Source organism: Paenarthrobacter nitroguajacolicus (assembly GCF_029952445.1).
Lineage (GTDB): Bacteria > Actinomycetota > Actinomycetes > Actinomycetales > Micrococcaceae > Arthrobacter > Arthrobacter nitroguajacolicus_B.
Window position 1 is genome coordinate 73873 of the sequence record NZ_JAQPPK010000012.1, and the last position, 22521, is coordinate 96393.

General features: G+C 60.9%; 16 protein-coding genes. 5 read left to right on the top strand and 11 right to left on the bottom strand.

Features of this window, described 5'->3' with window-relative positions; all coding sequences use genetic code 11:
• Positions 1-2: 2 nt before the first annotated feature.
• The 5 genes from PJL15_RS10735 to PJL15_RS10755 all read right to left on the bottom strand — a co-directional run bounded on the left by PJL15_RS10735 (position 3) and on the right by PJL15_RS10755 (position 6066).
• Complete coding sequence (locus PJL15_RS10735) at positions 3-2009, bottom strand: glycosyltransferase (protein ID WP_281451130.1); 2007 nt, start codon at positions 2007-2009, stop codon at positions 3-5.
• Entirely contained in the window at positions 2006-3190 is a 1185-nt protein-coding gene (glf, locus tag PJL15_RS10740) for a UDP-galactopyranose mutase (protein ID WP_281451131.1), read from the bottom strand. The genes PJL15_RS10735 and glf overlap by 4 nt, the downstream gene beginning before the upstream one ends.
• A 184-nt stretch (positions 3191-3374) precedes the next feature.
• Entirely contained in the window at positions 3375-4361 is a 987-nt protein-coding gene (locus PJL15_RS10745; RefSeq protein ID WP_281451132.1) for a Gfo/Idh/MocA family protein, read from the bottom strand.
• Entirely contained in the window at positions 4361-5452 is a 1092-nt protein-coding gene (locus tag PJL15_RS10750; protein ID WP_281451133.1) for a DegT/DnrJ/EryC1/StrS family aminotransferase, read from the bottom strand. Before PJL15_RS10750 ends, PJL15_RS10745 begins: the two co-directional genes overlap by 1 nt.
• On the bottom strand, positions 5449-6066 hold the full coding sequence (locus PJL15_RS10755) for an acyltransferase (protein ID WP_432443813.1): 618 nt from the start codon (positions 6064-6066) through the stop codon (positions 5449-5451). The genes PJL15_RS10750 and PJL15_RS10755 overlap by 4 nt, the downstream gene beginning before the upstream one ends.
• Positions 6067-6328: 262 nt before the next feature.
• On the opposite strand from PJL15_RS10755, the gene PJL15_RS10760 reads away from it, so the two are divergent.
• Positions 6329-10453, top strand: a complete 4125-nt coding sequence (locus tag PJL15_RS10760) for an FtsK/SpoIIIE domain-containing protein (RefSeq protein WP_281451135.1) — start codon at positions 6329-6331, stop codon at positions 10451-10453.
• A 27-nt stretch (positions 10454-10480) separates the two neighbouring features.
• Here the strand turns inward: PJL15_RS10760 and PJL15_RS10765 are convergent, their stop codons facing one another.
• Positions 10481-10969, bottom strand: a complete 489-nt coding sequence (locus PJL15_RS10765; protein WP_281451136.1) for a hypothetical protein — start codon at positions 10967-10969, stop codon at positions 10481-10483.
• Between the two features lie 238 nt (positions 10970-11207).
• Between PJL15_RS10765 and PJL15_RS10770 the strand changes: the two genes are divergently transcribed.
• On the top strand, positions 11208-11456 hold the full coding sequence (locus tag PJL15_RS10770; protein WP_003804966.1) for a WhiB family transcriptional regulator: 249 nt from the start codon (positions 11208-11210) through the stop codon (positions 11454-11456).
• A gap of 125 nt (positions 11457-11581) precedes the next feature.
• Here the strand turns inward: PJL15_RS10770 and PJL15_RS10775 are convergent, their stop codons facing one another.
• From PJL15_RS10775 to PJL15_RS10790, 4 genes are read right to left on the bottom strand one after another with little or no spacing between them, the layout of a single operon-like run.
• On the bottom strand, positions 11582-13051 hold the full coding sequence (locus PJL15_RS10775; protein ID WP_281451137.1) for a sensor histidine kinase: 1470 nt from the start codon (positions 13049-13051) through the stop codon (positions 11582-11584).
• Positions 13052-13081: 30 nt separating this feature from the next.
• Positions 13082-17938, bottom strand: coding sequence for an NAD-glutamate dehydrogenase (locus tag PJL15_RS10780; RefSeq protein WP_281451138.1), 4857 nt, complete (start codon positions 17936-17938; stop codon positions 13082-13084).
• 57 nt (positions 17939-17995) lie between these two features.
• Positions 17996-19306, bottom strand: coding sequence for an AAA family ATPase (locus PJL15_RS10785; RefSeq protein WP_281451139.1), 1311 nt, complete (start codon positions 19304-19306; stop codon positions 17996-17998).
• A complete protein-coding gene (locus PJL15_RS10790; RefSeq protein ID WP_281451140.1) occupies positions 19303-19947 on the bottom strand; it encodes an SAF domain-containing protein in 645 nt (214 codons plus the stop codon). The genes PJL15_RS10785 and PJL15_RS10790 overlap by 4 nt, the downstream gene beginning before the upstream one ends.
• 158 nt (positions 19948-20105) lie before the next feature.
• Between PJL15_RS10790 and PJL15_RS10795 the strand changes: the two genes are divergently transcribed.
• Positions 20106-20345 (top strand): helix-turn-helix domain-containing protein, encoded by a 240-nt coding sequence (locus PJL15_RS10795; RefSeq protein ID WP_281451188.1) that lies wholly within the window; start codon positions 20106-20108, stop codon positions 20343-20345.
• Here the strand turns inward: PJL15_RS10795 and PJL15_RS10800 are convergent.
• The gene (locus PJL15_RS10800; RefSeq protein ID WP_281451141.1) at positions 20342-20911 is read right to left on the bottom strand and encodes a hypothetical protein; all 570 of its coding nucleotides are present in this window, start codon (positions 20909-20911) and stop codon (positions 20342-20344) included. The genes PJL15_RS10795 and PJL15_RS10800 overlap by 4 nt on opposite strands.
• Before the next feature lie 153 nt (positions 20912-21064).
• Between PJL15_RS10800 and PJL15_RS10805 the strand changes: the two genes are divergently transcribed.
• Together PJL15_RS10805 and PJL15_RS10810 are read left to right on the top strand one after the other, a co-directional pair.
• Positions 21065-21835 (top strand): LysM peptidoglycan-binding domain-containing protein, encoded by a 771-nt coding sequence (locus tag PJL15_RS10805; protein ID WP_281451142.1) that lies wholly within the window; start codon positions 21065-21067, stop codon positions 21833-21835.
• Between the two features lie 257 nt (positions 21836-22092).
• The gene (locus tag PJL15_RS10810) at positions 22093-22416 is read left to right on the top strand and encodes an Rv3235 family protein (RefSeq protein ID WP_281451143.1); all 324 of its coding nucleotides are present in this window, start codon (positions 22093-22095) and stop codon (positions 22414-22416) included.
• Positions 22417-22521 lie beyond the last annotated feature (105 nt).

Sequence of the window (22521 nt, forward strand, 5' to 3'; positions counted from 1 at the left end):
TGCTACTTGTTAGGCTCCGATGCTTCAAACGTTTCCCGCCACGACTCCATCGAGGTGATCGCGGGGAGTGCTTCACGGTACTGTGCGCGGAGGGTCTCCCAGTTCGAGAAAAGCTGCGCGTGGAGCTTGGCTGATTCGACCACCAGCTGGCGGGCCATCTTCGGGTCCCTCAGGTGCCATGAAGCACCTGTGCCGTCGGCATTCGAAACAACAGCGCTGTCCAGGTGCGCCAGGCTCCACCATTTACCGTCCTGGTGGGCCACCTGGGCCTCCGGGTTCGCCTTGGCGGTGTCGCGCACCGGAGCCATGGTTTGCTTCAGGACCGTCTTGACTGCCCACGGGAGCAAGCCGAGCGCACCGGGCTGCTTGTAGGACTGGGGCTTCTTCGGCGGGCGCTTCCGGAATACCTCCGGGAAGGCGGCCGGGTCAGTCTTGACCTGGGAGTCGGGGAACTCTTCACGCATGGCCCGGAGTTTCGGCATCATGGTGGGCAGCTGCTTGTGAAGATCGCCTGGTCCAGCGAGTACGTCCCGGAGCGCCATAACGCGGGCCTGCTGCGGGTAATACTGCATCGATACCAAGTGCTTGACGTCCGTGTTCAGGCTCTCGCGAAGAATTCGACCACCCTTGGGGAACGGGCTGTGAAGGAGGGTCGCTATGAGGCGGTTGCGCTCATGGTAGTAAGCCTGCCAGTCCACGGAATCGTCTTTGTCTGCCCAGGAGACGTGCCATACAGCTGCGCCCGGAAGCGTCACAGTCGGGAAGCCGGCTGCCCGTGCCCGAAGCGAGTATTCGGCGTCATCCCACTTGATAAAGACCGGCAGCGACAGGCCAATGGTCTCTACGACCGTCTTGGGAATCAGGCACATCCACCAGCCGTTGTAGTCGGCGTCCCAGCGGCGGTGCAGTTGGGGCGTGGAACGCAGGCCGGCTGCGGAGAAGTCGTGGTTGCCCAGTCCCTCCACCGGACCCCAAAGGAAGCGGTAGAAGTTCACGACCTCGGAGTAGGCATGCAGCACGGACTTGTTGTACATGTCGAACATGTGCCCGCCCACGATCGTGGGTTTCCGGCAAAGGTCCGCAAACGCGACGGCACGCATGACGCCTTCGGTTTCCAGTTCAATGTCGTCATCCAGGAGCATGACGTAATCGCTCTTGTCAGAGACGAGCATCTCGTACATGTTGCGTGCAAAGCCACCTGAACCGCCAAGGTTGCCCTGGTTGATGATGCGCAGTTGCTCGCCCATGGACTCTGCGACAACGTCGAAACCGGCTTCGTCGGCGACCTTCTTGTTGCCCTGGTCCACGATGATCAGTTCGGCGAGGATTTCGCGGAGGCCCGCGTCAGCGTCGATCGACTTGATGGTTTCGAGGCAGTAGTCGGCTCGGTTGAAAGTGGTTACCCCGAGCGTTACGCGGCCTTGCGGGCGGCCTTCATCCGGCACCGCCCAGTGCGCGGTATTAAGGGTCATCCCGTCCCCGCCGGCAATCAGGTCGAACCAGTACCAGCCGCCGTCGCCGAAAGGCGCAAGAGTCAGTTCGAAATCGTTACTGGCCGAACCTTCCACGAGCACCGAATCCACGCGCTGCGAGGCGCCTCGGGCGTTGGAGCGGTAGACGATAACCGTTCCTTCGCCCTCAGTCTCAAGGTGAAGGACAGTCTTCGTGGCAATGGTCCACTTCCGCCAGTAGCTGGCAGGGAAGGCATTGAAGTAGGACCCGAACGAAAGGCGCTCACCACGACGTACCTGCACCGAGCCACGGTCCAGGATGTCTTCCGGGTGCAGCTTTCGGGCCATTCCGACCGCCTGCACGACGGCGCTGCTGCCGCCGTCGTCCTTCTGCACCTTACTGGTGTCCGGGTCGACATAGAGTGGCAACGTGTCGAGGTCACGGTTGGCGGGGAAGATGACCCGCTGAACGATGCGCAGGCTTTCTTGCGTTGAGGCGTCCGAGGCTTGTTCAGCCGTCATGGCAGTCTCCTGGCTTTCGTTTGTTGTGGCGGTCATGCGTCCACTCCCCCACTTTCAAGCTTGGCGCCGCCGGTAAAGTGCGGCTTGATCTTGTTGTCGTACATGGACAGTGCGGAGCCGATGGCCATGTGCATGTCGAGGTACTTGTATGTTCCGAGCCGGCCACCGAACAGAACCGATTTCTCGTCCTTGGCAAGATCGCGGTACGCGAGCAGCTTTTGGCGGTCGTCGGAAGTGTTGACGGGGTAGTACGGCTCGTCGCCCTTCTCCGCGAAACGCGAGAACTCCCGCATGATGACCGTGGCGTCTTTGGTGTAGTCGCGCTCCGGGTGGAAGTGGCGGAATTCGTGGATGCGGGTGTACTTTTCCTCGGCATCGGGGTAGTTCATCACAGCACAGCCCTGGAAGTCCTCAATCGGCAGGACCTCTTCTTCAAGGTCGATCGTGCGCCATGAGAGATCGCCCTCCGCGTAATCAAAGTAGCGGTCCACAGGGCCTGTGTAGATGACCGGCACCTGTCCGAGGACCGACGAGCGGCCGAACTCGCCGTCGTCGAAGAAATCAGTATTGAGGACAACCTCGATGTTGGGGTGATCCGCCATCCGCTCAATCCAGGCCGTGTAACCGTCGACCGGCAAGCCTTCGTAAGTGTCGTTGAAGTAGCGGTTGTCATAGTTGTATCGCACGGGGAGCCGGGAAATGATCTCGGCCGGCAGGTCCTTGGGGTCCGTCTGCCACTGCTTGCCCGTGTAGTGCTTGATAAAAGCCTCGTACAGCGGGCGTCCGATCAGCTGGATGCCCTTGTCGTTGAGGTTCTGCGGATCGGTTCCGGCGAGTTCACCGGCCTGTTCGGCAATAAGTGCCTTGGCTTCCGTGGGGCTCATGGCCGAGCGGAAGAACTGGTTGATGGTGCCCAGGTTGATGGGCATCGGGTACACCTCGCCTTTATGGCTGGTGTAAACCTTGTGCTGGTAGTTCGTGAACGTGGTAAACCGGTTCACGTACTCCCAGACGCGTTCGTTGGACGTGTGGAAGAGGTGGGCTCCGTAGCGGTGCACCTCAATTCCAGTCTTCGCTTCATTCTCGCTGTAGGCGTTTCCACCAATATGGTGGCGGCGATCGAGCACCGCAACCTTCAGCCCCAACTCGGTAGCGGCGCGTTCTGCAATGGTCAGGCCAAAGAAACCCGAGCCGACGACGACGAGATCAGCGTTCACAAACTCTCCTGTGTATTGGCGTGCGGGCACAAAAATGCCCACGTCTACTGGTCAAGGCTACCCGACGTTACGATCGAATCCCGATTCGGGGGCGCACGGAAGGAAGGCGGCGTTTGACCGGAAAAACGAACGGGAGGCGTGGCCAGCGCCAGCCTCCCGTTCAAATATTCAGAATATTGCCGTCCTAAAGCGCGACGACGGCGCCGGTTTCGGCTGACTTCAGAACAGCCTCCGCAACGCGGAGGGTTTCAAGGCCTTCGGCCATTGTGACAATGTTCATGGACTTGCCGAGGACCGCGTCGCGGAACGCCTCGTGTTCCATCTTCAGGGGTTCGCGCTTGGCCAAAGCAAAGCGGGTTGAGGATCCCTCGGAGACGCCGCGGAAGGCCGCGACGGAATCCCAGTCGGTCTGGAAAGTGCCGTTCTCGATAAACGTCAAATCTGCCGAAATCGTGTCGGCGATGAAGGCGCCGCGCTCACCCAGGACAAGGGTAATGCGTTCCTTCATGGGTGAGAGCCAGTTGACGATGTGGTTGGTGACCACGCCGCCGTTGAGGTGCCCGATCGCGGTGACCATGTCCTCGTGCTCACGCCCGCTGCGGGAAGTGGTGTGCGCGACGATGTTAATGAAGTTGCTCTGGGCCAGCCATGCTGTGAGGTCTATGTCGTGGGTGGCGAGGTCCTTGACGACGCCAACATCGGCAATACGTGACGGGAAAGGACCCTGGCGGCGGGTGGAGATCTGGTAGACCTCACCGAGGTCGCCGTTGCCAAGACGCTCACGAAGGCTCTGCAGCGAAGGGTTGAAGCGTTCAATATGCCCGACAGCGCCGATCAAGCCCTTGGAATCAAAAGCCTCCGCAATTCGTCGACCGGACACGGAGTCGTTGGCGATGGGCTTTTCCACCAGGCAGTGAACGCCGGCTTCGGCCAACTGCAGGGCAACTTCCTCGTGCAGGATCGTGGGCACGGCTGCAACCGCCATGTCGATGCCCTGCTCGATGAGCTGCTCGACGGAACTGCAGACCTCCAAGCCGCTTGCTACGTTGTGAGGGTCACCAAAGGAATCAGCGACGGCAACAAGGTCAACACCATCAAGCTCGCGGATAACGCGTGCGTGGTGACGACCCATCATGCCAAGTCCGATGAGGCCCGCGCGGAGATTCGCCACTAGCTACCTGCCTTTGCAATGGCGTTGACAGCAGCAACAATCCTGTCGAGGTCATCTTGGCTGAGCGACGGGTGAACCGGGAGCGAAAGCACCGTGGCTGCAGCTTCTTCCGTGACAGGAAGGTCATCGGAGGTCTGGAAAGGCGCAAGACGGTGGTTGGGAATCGGGTAGTAGACGCCGCAGCCTACGTTGTACTCCTCGCGCAAAGCCTTGGCGAAGCCGTCACGGTCTTCAGCGATGCGGATTGTGTACTGGTGGTACACGTGCTCATAGCCTTCCACCACCTTGGGCGTAATGACGCCTTCGATGTTTGCATCGAAGAATGCAGCGTTCTCCTGGCGGGTCTTGGTCCAGCCTTCGACCTTGGTCAACTGCACGCGACCGATTGCTGCGTGGATGTTGGTCATGCGGGCGTTGAAGCCAACCAGTTCATTTTCGTACTGGCGCTCCATGCCCTGGTTGCGGAGCAACCGAAGCCGGCGTTCGACGTCGGCCAGGCCGGTGCTGACCATGCCGCCTTCGCCGGAGGTCATGTTCTTCGTGGGGTACAGGCTGAACATGGCGAAGTCGCCGAAGGTACCCACCTTGCGGCCGTTGACGGCCGCACCGTGCGCTTGGGCCGCGTCTTCGAAGACCTTAACGCCATGCTTGGCGGCAACTGCGCCGATTCCGTCGACGTCGAACGGGTGACCGTAAAGGTGAACCGGCATGATGGCCGCAGTACGGTCCGTGATCTTCGACTCGACGGACGCGGGATCCAGCGTGTAGTGGTCCATGTCGACATCGGCGAAGACAGGCGTTGCGCCCGTCAGAGCGACCGAGTTCGCGGTTGCAGCGAAAGTAAACGACGGCACGATGACTTCGTCGCCAGGGCCAATGCCCGCAGCCAAAAGTCCGAGGTGCAATCCGGACGTGCCGGAGTTGACCGCGACGGCTGCCCGGCCGTCAAGGAGGACCTGCGAGAATTCCTGTTCAAAGGACGCGACCTCCGAACCCTGGGCAAGTTGGCCGGAAGCCAGAACGGCCTCTACGGCCTTGCGCTCATCATCACCGATGATGGGCTTGGCGGGGGGAATGAATTCGGGGCTCATGCCTCTACCTCTCGAAGGGTGTCGTTCTGTTCAACATATGTGGCGCCGGTTTCCGGGCATACCCAGTTGTCACCGCTGCGCTGCAGCGGGAAACCGGCCTTGCCGACCCAACCATGGCGCTTGGCCGGAACTCCGACCATCAAAGCAAAATCCGGGACGTCCTTGGCCACGACAGCGCCTGCTGCCACTGTGGCCCAACGTCCAATCGTGACGGGCGCAACACAAACGGCGCGGGCGCCGATGGATGCGCCTTCTCGAATGGTGACGCCAACCGGCTCCCAATCGTGGGCGCTCTTCAACGTTCCATCGGGCGCAACGGCCCGGGGGTAAGTGTCATTGGTCAGGACTACGGCGGGTCCAATGAAGACTCCCGCCTCCAGTTCCGCGGGCTCATAGACAAGCGCATAGTTCTGAACTTTGCAGTTGTCCCCCATCTTGACTCCGGTGCCGATATAGGCACCCCGTCCGACGATGCAATTGACGCCTAATTCGGCCTGCTCGCGGACTTGGGCAAGATGCCAAATCTTTGATCCATCACCAATTACGGCCTTGTCTGAAACATCGGCGCTCTCCGCAACCACTATCACCGGTGAAGGTCCTTCCTCATTGAGCACACGCGACAACGAGTTTCATCTTAGCTGAGACACAAAGCCACAGCGTCAAGGCGGCGTTTGCCAGTCTCTGGCCGAAGTTGTCCACATACGAGGATGTGGCCCTGCGCTTTGCCCGCGCGCTCCATAACGATGGTGGGTAAGAAAAGAGAGGACACGGCAATGTCGTTGGAGTGCACATTGGTTCGAGGACCCGCTGCGTCAACATCAGCAGATCCTGAGGAACTTTCCATCGCCCTGCCGCCGGGGCACCTCCGGAGCCCATTTGAGTTCCGTCCTCAAAGCGGCGCGCAACACCGGGCCGCTTTCAGTTGCAGGGCAGGACCTGGCCACACTGACTGTTGGACTGCCTCCACTGGTGTCCGGGGCGGTGCTCGTGGATGGTCTCACTTCGCCCGTACTCAACGCGGCCCCACCCTTGATTCCGATGCTGCTCACTCATACCGGCCCGGGCGCTGGCTCTGTCTTCGCGATTCAACGCGGCCACCACCGCATCGGCCGGGGAACAGCCGGTATTTCGCTGCCCGATCCCGGTATGTCCAGGGAACATGCAGTGCTGGACGTCTCGGGCGAACGCTTGGAAATAGCCACCATTGCCGATGCGAATCCCGTTTACGTGGACGGACGGCGTACCCGAAGGTCCCTGATCAATTCCAACTCCACAATCCGCTGCGGATATACGACCTTCAGCGTCTCGCCTGACAGCGATAGCTTCCTTCCCCTGGCACCGGATGCGGGTGGCCCTGTAGACGAACAGATAGAAGTATCCCATGCGAGGGGCCACAGCAGCCGCGCAACAGTTGCCCTTGCGGCCGGGGTGCCGCTTCTCGCCGGAGTCGTTCTGGCAGCGGCCACCGGTATGTGGATGTATTTGGGGTTCTCTGCCATGTCTGCGCTTGGCCTGGTTTTCCCTCTGTTGCTGGGAAGGAAGGGCCGGCGTGAATACCGCCTTGCCCTTGATCGGGCAGTCCTCGAAGACATTGCCCGGCGCCGTCGTTGTTCTCCGTCTGCAGCAGAAATACTCTCGGCCAACCGCCGTCCCGTGGTGGTCGAAAACCCTGGATCTCCTGGATCCGGACCGGGTGGATATGGCCCGACGCCGGCGCCGCACTCCACTGCGGGACACGGCCAGGAGGATTACCCGGTTTGGTTGCGGCTGGGCACCGCGCATTCGACGGCGAACATCCGCGTGGTTCCTGAGGACCCACGCTTCATGCCGCCACCTATCGGATTATGCCCTGTTTCCTTGGATCCAAGCCATGCCAGCGTGGCGATCCTTGGTGGTGACGAGCACGTGGCCGCATTGCTTCGATTCATTGTCATGCAGCTGGCAAGTTTCCCGGGTTCGGCCAGCGCGCCTGTCCTGTTCTTGGGATCGGCCGAAAAGCTCCCCCTGAGCGCCCGTTATCTCCCTCAAGTGACACTGGTTTCGGACTCCACGGCAGCCCTTGCGGCCCTGAATGGGCTCCGACATACCCGGCGAGGCAGGCTGGTCCTGATGGAAAGTCCGGCGGATCATGACAATGAGGCTCTTATCGGAATCATGCGGGCGGCGCATCAGGCCCAGTGGCAGATACTGCGTTGCCATGCCAAAGCCGGAACCACCAACGCCGTCATCACCATCGAGTCCTCCGGAGTAGCCGCGGCTTTTGAATCGGGCGGTGAGCGCCTTGATTTTGTCCCCGACCTCGTTCCAGCCGAAGTTTTCGACCACTTCTGCCGCACCTTGGCAGCAAACGTGGGTGCCACAGGACCCCAGAGCCACGGCACGCTTGCGCATCGTTCGTCATTGGCGGAGCTGCTTCCTTACGGTCCACGCCGGGTCCTGGGCCGATGGCGCACAGCCTCCTGGAAGGACGGTCTCACAGCAGTACTGGGCGAAGGCCGCAACGGATGCCTGACCTTCAACTTCAAGTTGGACGGTCCACACCTCTTGATTGCAGGCACCACCGGCTCCGGAAAATCGGAACTTTTGAAGACGCTCGTTGCTTCAATCGCACTGACTGTCCCGCCGGAGCACGCGACCTTTCTTTTCTTTGACTTCAAAGGCGGGTCAGGCCTGGGTCCGCTGGCCGCTCTCCCACACTGTGTTGGCCTGCTGACCGATCTCAGCCAACAACATCTGGACCGGACATTGGAATCGCTGCGCGGAGAAATCAAGCACCGCGAGAAGTTGTTCGCTGCCTCTGGAGCCGCCGATCTCGGTCAATACCAACAAACAGGGAGGGCCAACGACACCGGACTCCCGTACCTGATCCTGGTAATTGATGAGTTCAGGATTCTTGTCGACGAGGCTCCGGGCGCGCTCCGCGAACTCATGCGTATAGCCACCATAGGACGTTCGCTGGGGATCCACTTAGTAATGGCCACGCAGAGACCGCAAGGCGCACTCACCGCCGACATCCGGGCAAATGTAACTTCCAGCATTGCCCTTCGGGTGCAGTCCGAGATGGAGTCCGTGGACATCATCAATTCCAAGGTTGCTGCATCCATAGGCGTTGATGTTCCAGGCAGGGCCTTCCTTGCCACAGCATCGAAAGAAGCTGAGGAGTTCCAGTCCGCATCCTTGGACGTATTGCATCCCGGTGGCATCTCGTACAGCTCCGGAGCCATGCCACACGAACATCCCCTTTCGCTCGAAATGGCGGTTCGGTCAACGACTCAAGCACTGGTGGGACCAGCCATGGGTTTGGACTTGGAATATATTGACAAGGAATCAGCATCAGTATTCCAGTCAAGTACCGGCGCCAGGAATGTGGTGTCCATTGTCAATGAAGCATGGCAACGTTTCGGCATGCGTTCTCCCCGCAGTCCCATTGCAGCGCCCCTGCCGCTGTCAATCTCCTGGCATGATGATCTTGTATCCGCGGACGAACCTCAGCGTCTGGAAGAACGGGAGAACGCATCATGGCGGGTGGGGCCAGTGGCGCTCCTCGACAAGCCTGCCCAGCAACGGGTTGAACGCCTCTTTTGGTCGCCCGTAAGGCACGGACACCTCGCAATGATTGGCAGCCCGTCAAGTGGTGTGCATGAAAGCTTCCGGGCCATCGCCGCGACACTGGCAGCCCAGACACCACAACCCCATCTCTACATTCTGGACGCAAATCGCCTGCTGGGTCAGGTGGAGATTCACGAAGGCATTGGGGCCGCTGCGGGTGTCAGCCAAATTGCCTTCGCGGCCCGGATCCTGACCCGGGTGTCAGCTGAGATGGAACGGCGACGCGCCTTGGGCAGCACCATCAGCGCGTGTACGCCGTTAGTACTGCTCGTGGCTGGCTGGTGTTCTTGGGCATCGGCGTTGCGAGGCGGACCCTATGAGTGGGCAGAAGGCCTTTTGCACGATATTGCCAGGGATGGAAGCCCTCTGGGAATCACACTGTTGATTTCAGGCGAGCGGGAATTAGTCAGTTCGCGCCTGTTTGCCGCGATCCCAAACCGCGCCTATTTCCCCCTAGGGACCACTGAGGAGTCCAGGTTCCACTGGCCCCGCCTCCCCGAGGTGGAACCCGTTCCTTGCCGTGCGGTCGTATCGGGAAACGTCGTCGGAGGTCAGATGGCAACAGCGCAGTTCAGGGAGGCGCCCGAATTCGGGGCGTGGCCGTTTTGTCCCCTGGCTCCGGCCGAACCGCCTTTTCGATTGCGCCCACTCCCCCAGCTGCTGACGCCTGAAGATTTCGCCGGCCGCATGGAAGCGTCATCCAAGCTCAGAAATAGACCGTCGCCGGGGCTCCGGCCAAGCCACAGCGCCACCCCTGGCACAGGCACTTCGGCCAACGCGTCAACGGAAGGCCCAACCCCAGCGGTCGCGACGTCCGACGGAAGGGTGCCCGGGCCTCTGTGGATCGGCGTTGCGGGCGACGAGGCCCTGCCTGCCGCACTCCCCCTCAGAGACAGGGGCGTCAGCATAATCCTGGGTAGCCCAAATTCCGGCAAGACCACCGTCCTATGGTCGCTGGTGGGCTTGAACCCGGAGATTCCATGGGTCTTCCCGCCAGGTTCCTCCCCTGCCGGAGCTTTCTGGGCTGCAACCTCCTCAGAAGCCGCTGGGGGAAACCTGAACCCCGGGAGCATTCTGTTGGTGGATGACGCCGACACTCTGGATGCCCAGGCCCGCCAGGCCCTTACCGCCCTTGCCGGACAAGTCTCCGGCATCATCCTGACGGCTACGTTCGGCCCAGGTCTTCACCACCAACTTCCCTTGGCAAAGGAAGTTCAGGTCTCAGGCATGGGGATGATCCTGGCGCCTGGAACCCCGCACGATGGCGAGCTTTTGGGAGTCAGACTCCAAGCCGACCCTGCGCGGCACCCCGGTCGGGGTTTCATCATCAACCGAGGAAAGGCCACACCCTGTCAGACAGTACTGACAGCGGGATTTCCGGCTCCAAAGTGACCGGACCGCCAGCATCGGGCCCAACAGCTATAGCGCTCCTGCCGTACCGCCGGTACGCGATGCATATGAGATGACATCTCGCTGGAAGAGGAAGATGATAGCGGCCAACGCAGGAATGATCATCGCCAATCCCTGGAGCACGAGCCCGCCTGTCATAGTCGGGAAGCCAATGGTGAGGACGAATAATTGGGCCACCAATGCAGCCGCGCGCGTCCATCTGAACCCACGGAACAAGAAATGCCCTACCGCGAACAACCAAGCCGAGAAGGCCAGCAGCAGGACCAACGTAAAGACCGCTCCCCAAAACGTCAGCACCGGAGCGCCAGTCAGGAGTTCGAAACCGTACCAAGCCGCAGCGGCGAACAATGCCGCGGCTTCGAGTACAACGACGATGGAAATGATGAGTATCCCGCGGGGCCGCGCGGTCCCGGAAGCACTCGGAGCCGGTCGGCCCGAATCGTCGTTTCCGTCAGCGGCGGAGTGGGGTTGGGCAGGGTTTACAGGAGGTCTTGACACACTGGCACACTACCGGAGATAGTCATCTAGCAGTGAGGGCACTGGCGGCTGATGTGATGCATCGCTCACGGATTCCGAGCATTTCGACCACTAACACCCCTTGTTTACAAGGCGTTAACATGAAACGCTTGACTCAGACGACCAAGGGGGCCCATGCGGGCCCCTTTCCTTTGGAGCCTCTCGTGAATGTTTTCACAAAAGGCCCTTCTAGTTCTCACGAATGGAGTGACTGATCAGCATGGATTGGCGTAATCGCGCAGCCTGCCTCGACAAGGACCCGGAGCTCTTCTTCCCAGTCGGCAACACGGGACCAGCACTTCTCCAGATCGAGGAAGCCAAGAGCGTCTGCCGCCGCTGCCCCGTGGTGGACACTTGCCTGCAGTGGGCATTGGAGTCCGGCCAGGACGCAGGCGTTTGGGGCGGAATGAGTGAAGACGAACGGCGTGCGCTCAAGCGTCGCGCAGCACGCGCACGTCGCGCCTCCTGATTTCCAAGTAAACAGAAAGGCCGCGGACCATTCGGTCCGCGGCCTTTCTGTTTAATTACTGGCAGATCCATTCAGCGCTGGCTAAGCCCGGCAGATGTATCCATGGCCGGCAGGATACCGGGAACCTAGGCCCTTGCGAGGTTGAGGACAATCTCCACTGCTGTCCCGCCGCCCTCCCTCGGACGCCACTGGATGCTTCCCCCAAGCTCGCTGGTGACCAAGGTACGCACAATCTGCAACCCCAGACCCTCTGTGTACTGACCATCCGGCAGCCCTACGCCGTCGTCGGCAATGGTGACTGTCAGGAATTCATCCGTGCCGTCCCCTTCAGCCCGGTCCGCCACCAGCCACACTGTGCCGGTCCGGCCTTCCAGTCCATGCTCAACGGCGTTGGTCACGAGTTCATTGATGACCAAAGCCAGCGGTGTAGCAAAATCGCTGGGCAATTCGCCGAACAGTCCTGAACGCTCAGTTCGTACTTGTTGGGATGGCGAGGCCACCTCTGCCGATAGCCGGAACTGCCTTCCGATCAACTCGTCAAAATCAACGCTCTGCGTCAGGCCTTGCGACAGGGTTTCATGGACGAGGGCGATTGTCGCCACCCGTCGCATCGCCTGTTCAAGCCCCTGCTTTGCTTCGTCGCTGACCATGCGCCGGGACTGCATGCGAAGAAGGGCAGCCACTGTCTGAAGGTTGTTTTTGACCCGGTGGTGTATTTCACGGATCGTTGCATCCTTCGTGACAAGTTCCATCTCCCTGCGCCGGAGCTCCGAGACGTCCCGGCACAGCACCAGCGCGCCGAAACGATGTTGCTCGTCGCGCAATGGGATGGCACGCAGGGAAAGACTGACGCCCCTGGATTCAATTTCACTCCGCCACGGCATGCGGCCCGTAACCACCAGGGGCAGGGTTTCGTCCACCATGCGCCGGTCCTTCAGCAGTCCTGCTGTCACCTCGGCCAGTGAACGGCCCTCCAAGGACTCAACTTCACCGAGCCTGCGGAATGCCGAGACGCCATTGGGACTTGCGTATTGAACTATGCCGTCGGCGTCGAGCCGGATCAACCCGTCACCGACACGGGGCGCCCCGCGGCGTGAGCCAGTCGGGGAAGCGAAGTCCGGCCAGAGTCCGAGGGTGCCCATGCGGAGGAGATCGTAGGCGCACTGGCGGTAGGTCAGTTCCAGCCTGGACGGCATGCGGGAGCTGGAAAGGTCCATATGCGAAGTCACGACGGCGAGGGTTCTTCCGTTGCGCACCATGGGAACCGCTTCAACCCGCAGTGCCATCTCGCTGCTCCAGCTTGTTTCACTGGAGCGCTCGATGGCCCTGCTGTTCCACGCCTTCTCTACCAGCGGACGCAGGTCCGAGCGGATGCCCTCGCCCACGAAGTCCGCGTGGAACACCGTATGCGATGTCGACGGACGGACGTGGGCGAGGGCAATGTAGCCAAACTCGGGGTGCGGGAACCACAGTGCGAGGTCCGCGAAAGCCAGGTCAGCGACCATTTGCCAGTCACCGACGAGGAGGTGCAGCCATTCGGCATCTCCAGGCCCGAAATCAGCGTGTTCCCTGATGGGGTCTGTAAAGATTGCCACTGCACCTCCATTTGCGACGCCGGAGAGTTCCTAGCGCCGGACGATTGACCTCAAGAGCCTTAATGCTACCGACAGTGAGGCCATGTCGTCGGCCTCGAGGGCGTTGACCTCATCGAACATGGTCTTGGCCCTGCCCAGTTGTTCGGCGTTCAACCCTTCCCAGGCCTTCAGCCGGTCTTCGGCGGATGCGTTGGGTTCGGTAGCTTCAAGGACTGAAGTAGTCATGTCGGCAACCGTTGAGTACAGGTCATCACGAAGGGCTGCACGGGCCAAGGCCTGCCAGCGGTCATCGCGTGGAAGCGAGCTGATGCGTTCCAGCAACGAGTCCACGTGGAAGCGGTTGAACACGGTGTAGTAGACGTGTGCAACATGTTCCACACTGTCGTTGCCCGTCTGGGCAATCCTTGCGATGTCCAGAAGCGCATAGCTTTCGAAGAGCTCCGCCCACCTCCGGGCAAGGTGCTCGGGAAGTTCCCAACCCAGCGCCTTATCCAGCCAACCGCTGATGCGGACCTTGTCCTCGCCACGCAGGTAGTCCAGGAGCTTGGCACGCAAGGGAGCCATCATCGGCTTGAACGCATCCACGACGCTTGCAATCGGCTGCGAAGCCATTCCTTGTCCCAGGATCCAACGAACTGCCCGGTCAAGCAGGCGCCGGATGTCCAGGTGTACTTCGCTCCAGTGCTCGGTGGGGAATGAAGCCGGTAGTGCGTTCAGCTCTGCCACCATCGGGTCGAGGTCATAGATTTCGCGCAGGGCTACAAATGCCTTGGCAACAGCGACCTCGTTGGCCGAGGTTTCTTCGATGGCCCTGAACGCAAACGTAATGCCACCGAGGTTGATGATGTCATTGGCCACCACGGTTGCGATGATCTCGCGCCGCAGCGGGTGGGTATCCAACTCGGCGTCGAACTTTTCACGCAACTGTTTCGGGAAGTAGTTGCGGATGGTGTCCGCGAACCAGGGGTCGTCAGCCAGGTTGCTTTCCCGCAACGCGGTACCAAGTTCAATCTTGGCGTAGGCCGCGAGGACAGAAAGTTCGGGTGAGGTCAGGCCTTGGCCCTGCTCCAGGCGGGCACGGAGGGTGTCCGTGGTGGGCAACGCTTCAAGGTCGCGCTTGAGGTCTGCAGATTTCTCCAGCCAGTCCATGAGTCGTTCGTAACTGGGGCTCCAATCGGCAACCCGGGTCCGGTCATTGAGCAGCAGAATGTTCTGGTCGATGTTGTCCTGAAGAACCAGACGGCCCACTTCATCGGTCATGTCGGCGAGGAAGGCTGCCCTCTCAGCGGCCTCCAACTTGCCGGCCGCTACCATTCGATCAACGAAGATCTTGATGTTGACCTCGTGGTCCGAGCAGTCCACGCCCGCGGAGTTGTCGATCGCATCCGTATTAAGGATCACGCCCTGCAAAGCGGCTTCAATGCGTCCACGCTGCGTCAAACCGAGGTTTCCGCCTTCGCCAACAACCTTGACGCGCAAGTCACGCCCATCCACGCGGATGGAGTCGTTGGCCTTATCGCCGACGGCCGCATGGGTTTCGGTGCTTGCCTTGACGTAGGTACCGATACCGCCGTTGTAAAGCAGGTCCGCCGGTGCCAGCAAGATCGCCCGGAGCAGCTCCGGCGGGCTGAGCTGGGTAGTTCCTTCGGGCAGGCCCAAGGACTTGCGCACTTGCTCCGAGACCGGGATCGTCTTTGCCTGGCGGGCATACACGCCACCGCCCTCACTGATGAGGGTGCGGTCGTAGTCGTCCCATGAAGATCGGGGCAGCTCAAACAGGCGCTGCCTTTCGGCGAAGGATGACGCAGCATCCGGTGTGGGATCGAGGAATATATGGCGGTGGTCGAATGCCGCCACCAAACGGATGTGCTGCGACAGCAGCATGCCGTTGCCGAAGACATCCCCTGACATGTCGCCGACGCCAACCACGGTGAACTCTTCGGTCTGGGTGTCGAGATCAAGCTCGCTGAAGTGACGCTTGACAGACTCCCAGGCTCCGCGGGCCGTGATACCCATCGCCTTGTGGTCGTAACCGACGGATCCGCCGGAGGCAAAGGCGTCGCCCAGCCAGAAGCCATACTCAGCTGCCAACCCGTTCGCCGTATCGGAGAAGGTGGCCGTTCCCTTGTCGGCAGCCACCACCAGGTAAGAGTCGTCGCCGTCGTGACGGACAACGTCCGACGGCGGGACGAGCCTTTCGCCGTCGGTCGACGTCACAAGGTTGTCGGTAATATCCAGCAGGCCCCGGATGAAAGTCTTGTAGCTTTCAATACCTTCGGCCATCCATGCGGCGCGGTCTGCTGCGGGATTGGGCAGTTTCTTTGCGAAGAACCCGCCCTTGGCACCCGTGGGGACAATAACGGCGTTCTTGACGGTCTGTGCCTTCACCAACCCAAGAATCTCGGTACGGAAATCCTCCCTGCGGTCCGACCAACGAAGACCGCCGCGGGCGACCTTGCCAAAGCGCAAGTGAACTCCCTCCACGCGTGGGGAGTAAACCCAGATTTCGAACATCGGGCGTGGGAAGGGCAGTCCCTCGATTGAGGTGGGATCCAGCTTGAAGCTGAGGTATTCCTTGTTCTGGAAGTAATTCGTCCGCAGCGTGGACTCAATGAGGTTGATGAAGGTGCGCAGGACCCGGTCGGCGTCGAGGGTGGCAACTTGCTCAACCGACTCGGTGAGGGCAGCCCGTGCTGCGTCCTGGCGCTCGTTCCGTACGTCGTCCGCCACGGATGGGTCGAATCGTGCCGAGAAGAGTTCAATCAGGCCACGCGCAACATCCGGGTTGCCGAGGAGGGTATCGGCGATGAAGCCGAACGAGTTCGTGTTTCCCATTTGGCGCATGTATTTGGCGTACGCCCGGAGTACCACTACCTGACGCCACTGCATGCCCTCCCGGAGCACCAGGCGATCGAAGTTGTCAGACTCCACGACGCCGGTTACGGAAGCGCCGAAGGATTCGGCCAACAGGTTTCCGGTGGCAAGGGGATCCACTCCTGCCGGGTACTTGAGCCCGAGGTCATAAAGGAAGAAGTCACGGTGATCCGCGGTTTCGATCTCGAATGGGCGCTCGTCCAGTACTTCCAAACCGAGGTTGTGGAAGTACGGAAGGATCTGGCTCAGGCTCTTGGGCTCCATCAGATACAGCTTGACCCGGGCGTCCTCCTCCAGTGCCTCACCGGCTCCTTCGGGAAGATAGACGTGAACACCGGGTTTAACGTTCCTGGTGGGTTCTCCGGCCCGCTCCGCCTGGGAGCCGTACTTCTCGAAGCGCTCGATGTCCTGAAGGGCGTCCTCAACCTCATAATCCACGCGGTAGCCTGCGGGGAACGCCTCGGCCCAGAGGGCGGACAGGGCATCTGCGGTATCGGCAGGGTGATGCTCGCGAAGGACCTCTGTGATGCCTTCGCTCCAGGACCTCGAGGCCCGCATCAGCCGGTGCTCGAGTTCTTCTACGTTGACTTCTGCCAGCTCAGCCGTACGTGGCAGCCTGATCCGGAAGAAGACACGGGCGAGTGCAGATTCGGTAATACGGGCCTCGTAGTCGATGGTCTCGGCCTGGAACGTCTCACGGAGTTCCTGCTCGATCCTCAGCCGGACGCTGGTGGTGTAACGATCGCGGGGAAGGTAGACAACCGCGGACATGAAGCGGCCATAAATATCGGGCCGCAGGAAGAGCTTTGTCCTGCGGCGCTCCTGCAGGCGTTGGATACCCAAGGCCGTTGCGGCCAGGTCGGGTATTTCGATCTGGAACAGTTCGTCCCTGGGGTACGTCTCAAGGATGCCCAAAAGGTCCTTGCCGGAGTGGGAATCTATCGGGAAGCCAGCGTTCCTCAGAACAGCGTCCACTTTGTCGCGAACGATCGGAATGCTGCGCACGGAACCGGTGTAGGCGCTCGTGGCGAACAAGCCGATGAACCGGCGTTCGCCATTGACGTTGCCCTGGGCGTCGAAGCTCTTGACGCCGATGTAGTCGAGGTAGGCGGGGCGGTGGACGGTGGAGCGCGAGTTCGCCTTGGTGATAACCAGGGCGCGCTTCTCCCTTGCCCGCTTGCGGCCGGCATCCGTCAGGTGTTGGACCTGGCGTGTGGTGTCTCCTGCGCGGAGAAGCCCCAGCCCGCTGTCTTCACGGAGCTGCAGGACGTCTTCGCCGTCTTCGTCCACGAGGTCGTATTCGCGGTATCCCAGGAAGGTGAAGTTGCCGTTGTCCAGCCACCGCAGAAGGTCCTGCGCCTGCCTCAGTTCGGCAACTTGTTCGGGGTGGGAGACTCCTCCGAGCGCCTCGGCCAGCTCCAAAGCCTTGCTGCGCATTTTTGGCCAGTCCTCGACGGCGGCACGCACGTCACCCAGGACGCGGTGCAGGCCTTCAATCAGTTGCCCCCGGGCGTCATCGCTGATGCGGTCAATTTCGACGGCTATCCACGACTCCATGTGCGATGCGTTGTCGCCCTCACCGAGTAGGTGGGCGATGCTGGGCAGTGCCGCCGTGTCACCACTGGAGATTCCCACAGTGGACGGAACCCTTGAAACGCTGGCCATTTCTCCCGAAACCCGGTCACGGGTCACAACGAACAAGGGGTGCATGACCATGCGGATGGCGCAATTTTGGCGGACGAGCTCCGCGTTGACGGAGTCAACCAGGAAGGGCATGTCGTCCGTAACGATGTATACGACGTTGCGGTCAGACTCGCTGCCGATCTCCACCAACGCGTTTCCGGGCCGACGGGACTGGGCAACCGCTTTGTGTTTGGTGGCCCTTGCTATCAGCAGCTCCGGAGAATACGCACGGGCGTCATCCTCCGCGAGGTGCTCATAGTAGTCACCGAAGAACCCTTCACGGACAACTGTTGCATCGGACCGATCCTCCACGCTGGATCCTGACGACATCGACAAACGCCTCCATCACAAGTTGATTGCTGCGACTCTGCAGCCCACATGCCGAGCCTAGCGCTTAAGGCGATGGAGGGCTCTGGTACTTCGTCCAAAGGAATTCCTCTTTTGATGGACAGGAGCACAGACGAGCCCGGCGATGGCCACTCGCACGTCCGAGTCTGGTGCACTTTCCAGGAGGACAGAGCCTGCAAGTAGCGCGGCATCGCAAACGGCCGGGTCGGAAGGAATGTAAGCCTCAATGCCAACGCCCGGGCCGTACCTGTTCCAAGCATCGTCCAACTGCTGCCTTGGCGCGTATCCGACAGCTGAGCGCTTGACCTTGTTAAGCACTACCCGGGGCGACGCGTGGGGAACGGCCATTTCGAGCTCCGCCAGTCCCCGCACAAGCCGTGGCACTCCAATTGCGTCAGCAGCACCCACAGCAAACACCACGTCCGCCAGCTCCAAGCTGCGAAGGGTGGCAGCATTACGCCTGGGGGCCAAGGTGTCAAAGCTCAATTCTTCGTCCGACTCAAGGCAGAAGCCTGTGTCAACCACCACGACGTCGGCCAGTTGCTTCGCTCTCTCAAGAACAAGAGTGAGGGCCGCAGCCCGCAGCTCGGTCCAACGGTCGGCCCGGGTAGTTCCGGTCAACACGCGAAAAGAACCAGACGTGGTGAAGACGTGGCTGGCCGCAGCCGATAACGCATCGACATCGAGCAAGCCTTGGTCTGCAAGCCTGCACGCCTGGGCCAAACCGGCCGACTCGTCCAGTAGGCCCAACATCGCCGATACGCTGGCCCCATAGCTGTCCGCATCCACGAGGATGACGGACTGCCCCTCGCAGGCCAGCTCGGCCGCAATATTCACCGCAACAAGAGTCCTGCCCGGGGCGCCCGTCGGACCCCACACAGCGAAGATCCTCCCCGAACTGCCCTGCTCTTCCGCCACCTCGTCCGGCAATGGCAACATCGGCAAATCGACCGCCGGATCTGCGAACCCCACGCTGCGGCCATCGCCCGGGCGACCATATTTGCTAGCCTGTTCCACCAGTTGGGAAATCTCCGAGGCGAGGGCAGCGGGCTCGATATCCGAAGAGGCAACGACTACCCCGATCGAGCGAAGCCGGCTGGCCTCATCAGGGCTTTCGGTCAAGGCAACGATAGAGACGCCAACAGCTCCAAGCCTGTCCACGAGCGTGCTAGTGAGTTCTTCGGAGCCTTCCCCAACTATGGCTGCCATCGCCAGGCCACTTTGGCAGGCAGCCATGAGCTCGGCGAGTTCCGAACAACGACGAACCACGGTCACCGGGCCGTGGAGGCGCTCAAGCCCTTCAACCACGGACTCCTGGGCAGCGCCGACAGTAACGACGGGAATGCTCATGATGCCAGGCCCGCCGGATTCCAGACGACGGAAACTTTGGCCTTGTTGGCCTGCGCACCCAGCAATTTCGGCATCTGCTCATCTGTGACCAGGACGAGCACCGTTGTGGTCTTTGATGCTCCCAGGGTGGCCGAGCCGGGAATGATCTGAGTGATCTCCGCACCCGGTAACAGCAACTGCGGGTCCGCGTAGGCCGCACTTGATCCCGGCATTGCCACCCAGACGTCCACCCGTGCTCCGGGGCCAGCTTGGGCCGGCAGCTCCTCGTCCATGGAAATTGCCACGGGCTTCCTGTTCAACGCGTCAACTGTGCCGAGGCTTTCACGCGGCAGCAGCTGGTTCCTGGCGACTCGCTGAAGGGCGACCTGGCCGGCAGCCAGGCCATTCTCGACAGTAATGTAGCCAGCCTCAACCTCGTCCAAACGGACTTTGACAATGGAAAGGTCGTCAGCCGTTACAAGCTGGCCGACAGCGATTTCTTCCCGGGCGGCGTACACCTGTGTCGTCTTGTCAGCGCTTCCGACCAAAGCCACCACCCCGGCAGTGGAGAGGAAAACCAGCAGTATCCCTATCAGCAGCCGGGGATCCTTCCAAGAAGGCTTGCTGATTCGCGCGGCCGCAAGAGTTGCGCTGGGACCCATTGTGTTTACTCCCCCGGAAATTGGCTCGAGGCAAGGTCGGCGGACCTGCCTCCTCATTCTTACCGGCGGCCTGCATCCAACCCAAAGCGTCTGGCTGCAAATGGGGCGAAACTGTGGATAACTACACCAAACACCAGCATGAATGGCAAAATGGAGCCATGCCCCGATTCCTGACATTGGCCGATGTCGCCGAACAACTCCAGATAAACTCCCCCCAGGCGTATGCCCTAGTGCGCAGCGGCGAGCTCAAAGCCATCCAGGTGGGAGGGCGTGGGCAATGGCGTATTGAAGAAGCAATGCTTGAGCAATACATCCAGGACCGATACGCCGAAGCCAGCCGAATGATCGAAGAAGCCAAATCCAAATCAGGCCAACCCCCAGTTAGCCCCAGAGGCTAGAACTCCGGGCCGCTGGCTGAGCTGAGCGCAACGAGCGAGCTGAAAGGGACAGTCACAACACCCGCCACATTGCCTGCGCGCCGCACTTCGCCGTCTTGCAGAACGGCTACATCAAAGTGATCCCGGGCTACCCTGTCGATGACGCCCCGCAATTCGATGCCCCCTGCGGTCGATCCCAAATGAAGGACCACCGGGGCGCGGTCCCTGGACAAAACCCTCAATGCGGCGGCGAGGCCCAAAGGCCGCAGAAGCCTCGGAGTGGCCTTCAGCGCCAATCGCCCCAACCCTTGGTAGCTCAGAACCGAAGGGAAGGGAATCAGCCATTGCCGGAGGCCTTCGACCAGGACGAACCACTCGCTTCCCAGATGGCTGACGTTACCGAGAAGTGTGGCTCCGCTGGCCAGTACCACTTTGACCCGCCCGTCCCCCAGGCCGCGCAACCGATCGGCGAGTTCGATCCCTGCCAGTTCCACCCTGGCGCGTTCAGTAATCTCCGTTTCCCTCTCCAAGGCACGTTCAGCCGAAAATTGTGCTTCCAAATCGTTGAAGAGAGAGTCCCATCTCATGTGCTCAGACTAGGCTGCATTACGGAGACAAGGCCAATCACTGCCTGGAGGGTTCGCTTTGCGATTGGACAGGCATGGGAAAGTGTGCTCAGAATGGACTCCAGATTAGTCAAACTGCATCAAACTACATCAAACGAAGCTTGGGGGCTTTGAATGGCACGATCCTTTCGCAGGGACACCGGACTCGCTGCGACGATTCTGGCGCTGGGGCTGATCCTTGCCCTGGTAGGCAACACCCTGGTCGGCCAGTGGCAGAATGCCCAGCGACATCATCAGAGTTTCCCATTTGACCAGTTGGCCGGATTTGCTGCCAGCGCCATGGGAACTGCGGTAGTGGCTTGGTGGGTGCTTTCCCTGGTGATGGCATTTCTCTCCGCTATCCTGCATCGGGCAGGTGCCCGCAACGGTGCTGACATCTTCTCGCGATTCAGTCCCGCCTTTATGGTCAGGCTTGCGATAGCCGTCCTGGGCATGAACCTCCTTGGCGGTGGACTGGCGCAGGCAAGCGCTGCACCAACACCTGAATGGTTTCCTACTTCCGCGCACAGCGGGGTAGTCCTCGCTGCCTCCGTTCCGGCTTCCAAAAGCGGTGCCGGTAGCGCCCTCAACACCATCGCTGACGGTAACAACATTGAGACAAGCGCTCACGATCCCAGCTGGCAGCCCCGGCCACCCGTAGTTGGCCCAGGGCTGCTTAGTCGGCCCGGCTCACGCGACGCGACCGCCGCGACCGGGAACGGCGTAGAGGTCAAAGCAGGCGACACCCTATGGTCCATAGCAGCCGCGAGGCTTGGACCATTTTCAACCGACGTGGACGTGGCTGACGCTTGGCCGAAGTGGTACGCCGCAAACCGCTCCGTCATTGGGGATAACCCCGCCGTGCTGCGTCCGGGCCAGATCCTTCAACCGCCCGAACCCGCGTAACAGCGCAAGTCCAAACCCTGACTCCATAGAACAGCCACCCACTCAGGGGCGGCACCAAGCCTCATAGTCAACCCCAGCGTCATCCCAGCAGAAGCCACCCGAGCATAAGCGTTCCCCGCGCTTTGGCTCATGTAGTGAATGCCTGAGGTATGACCATGTCCGTTGCAACAGCAAGCCGACCCCCGATCCGCCCGGGCGCGGGACGAGCCAGCACTTCATCTGCCGCCAAAAGTGGGGGCGACACAGACATCCGGCTAGTGGCACGGAGTATCGCCCAAGCCGCCCTCGAGGTTCTTGCAGGCACCCGCCCGCTGATTCAACTTTCCCGCTCACTTAACCCGGAATGCTACTTGGCCCTTCAGCATCGGGCGGTCCTGACCCGGAAACACGCAGCACGCAGCAAGGGAAATCCGCAACCGCACCTCAGCCCGATGGTCCGTTCCGTTCGCGCCTGTTCCATCAGTGAATCAATTTGCGAAGCCAGTATCGTTGTCGCCGAGGAAGGCAGGTGCCGCGCCATAGCCATGCGACTTGAGCGGGCCGACGGCATATGGCAGGTTACGGCGCTCGAGATCGGCTGACGTCACAAACAAATCGACCCGCAGGCCAGGGGACGATCCGCAGCCCATCGACCTTCGGAGCCCGAAAAAGGGGCGATCCCCGGACCAACGAATCCGTGGGATCGC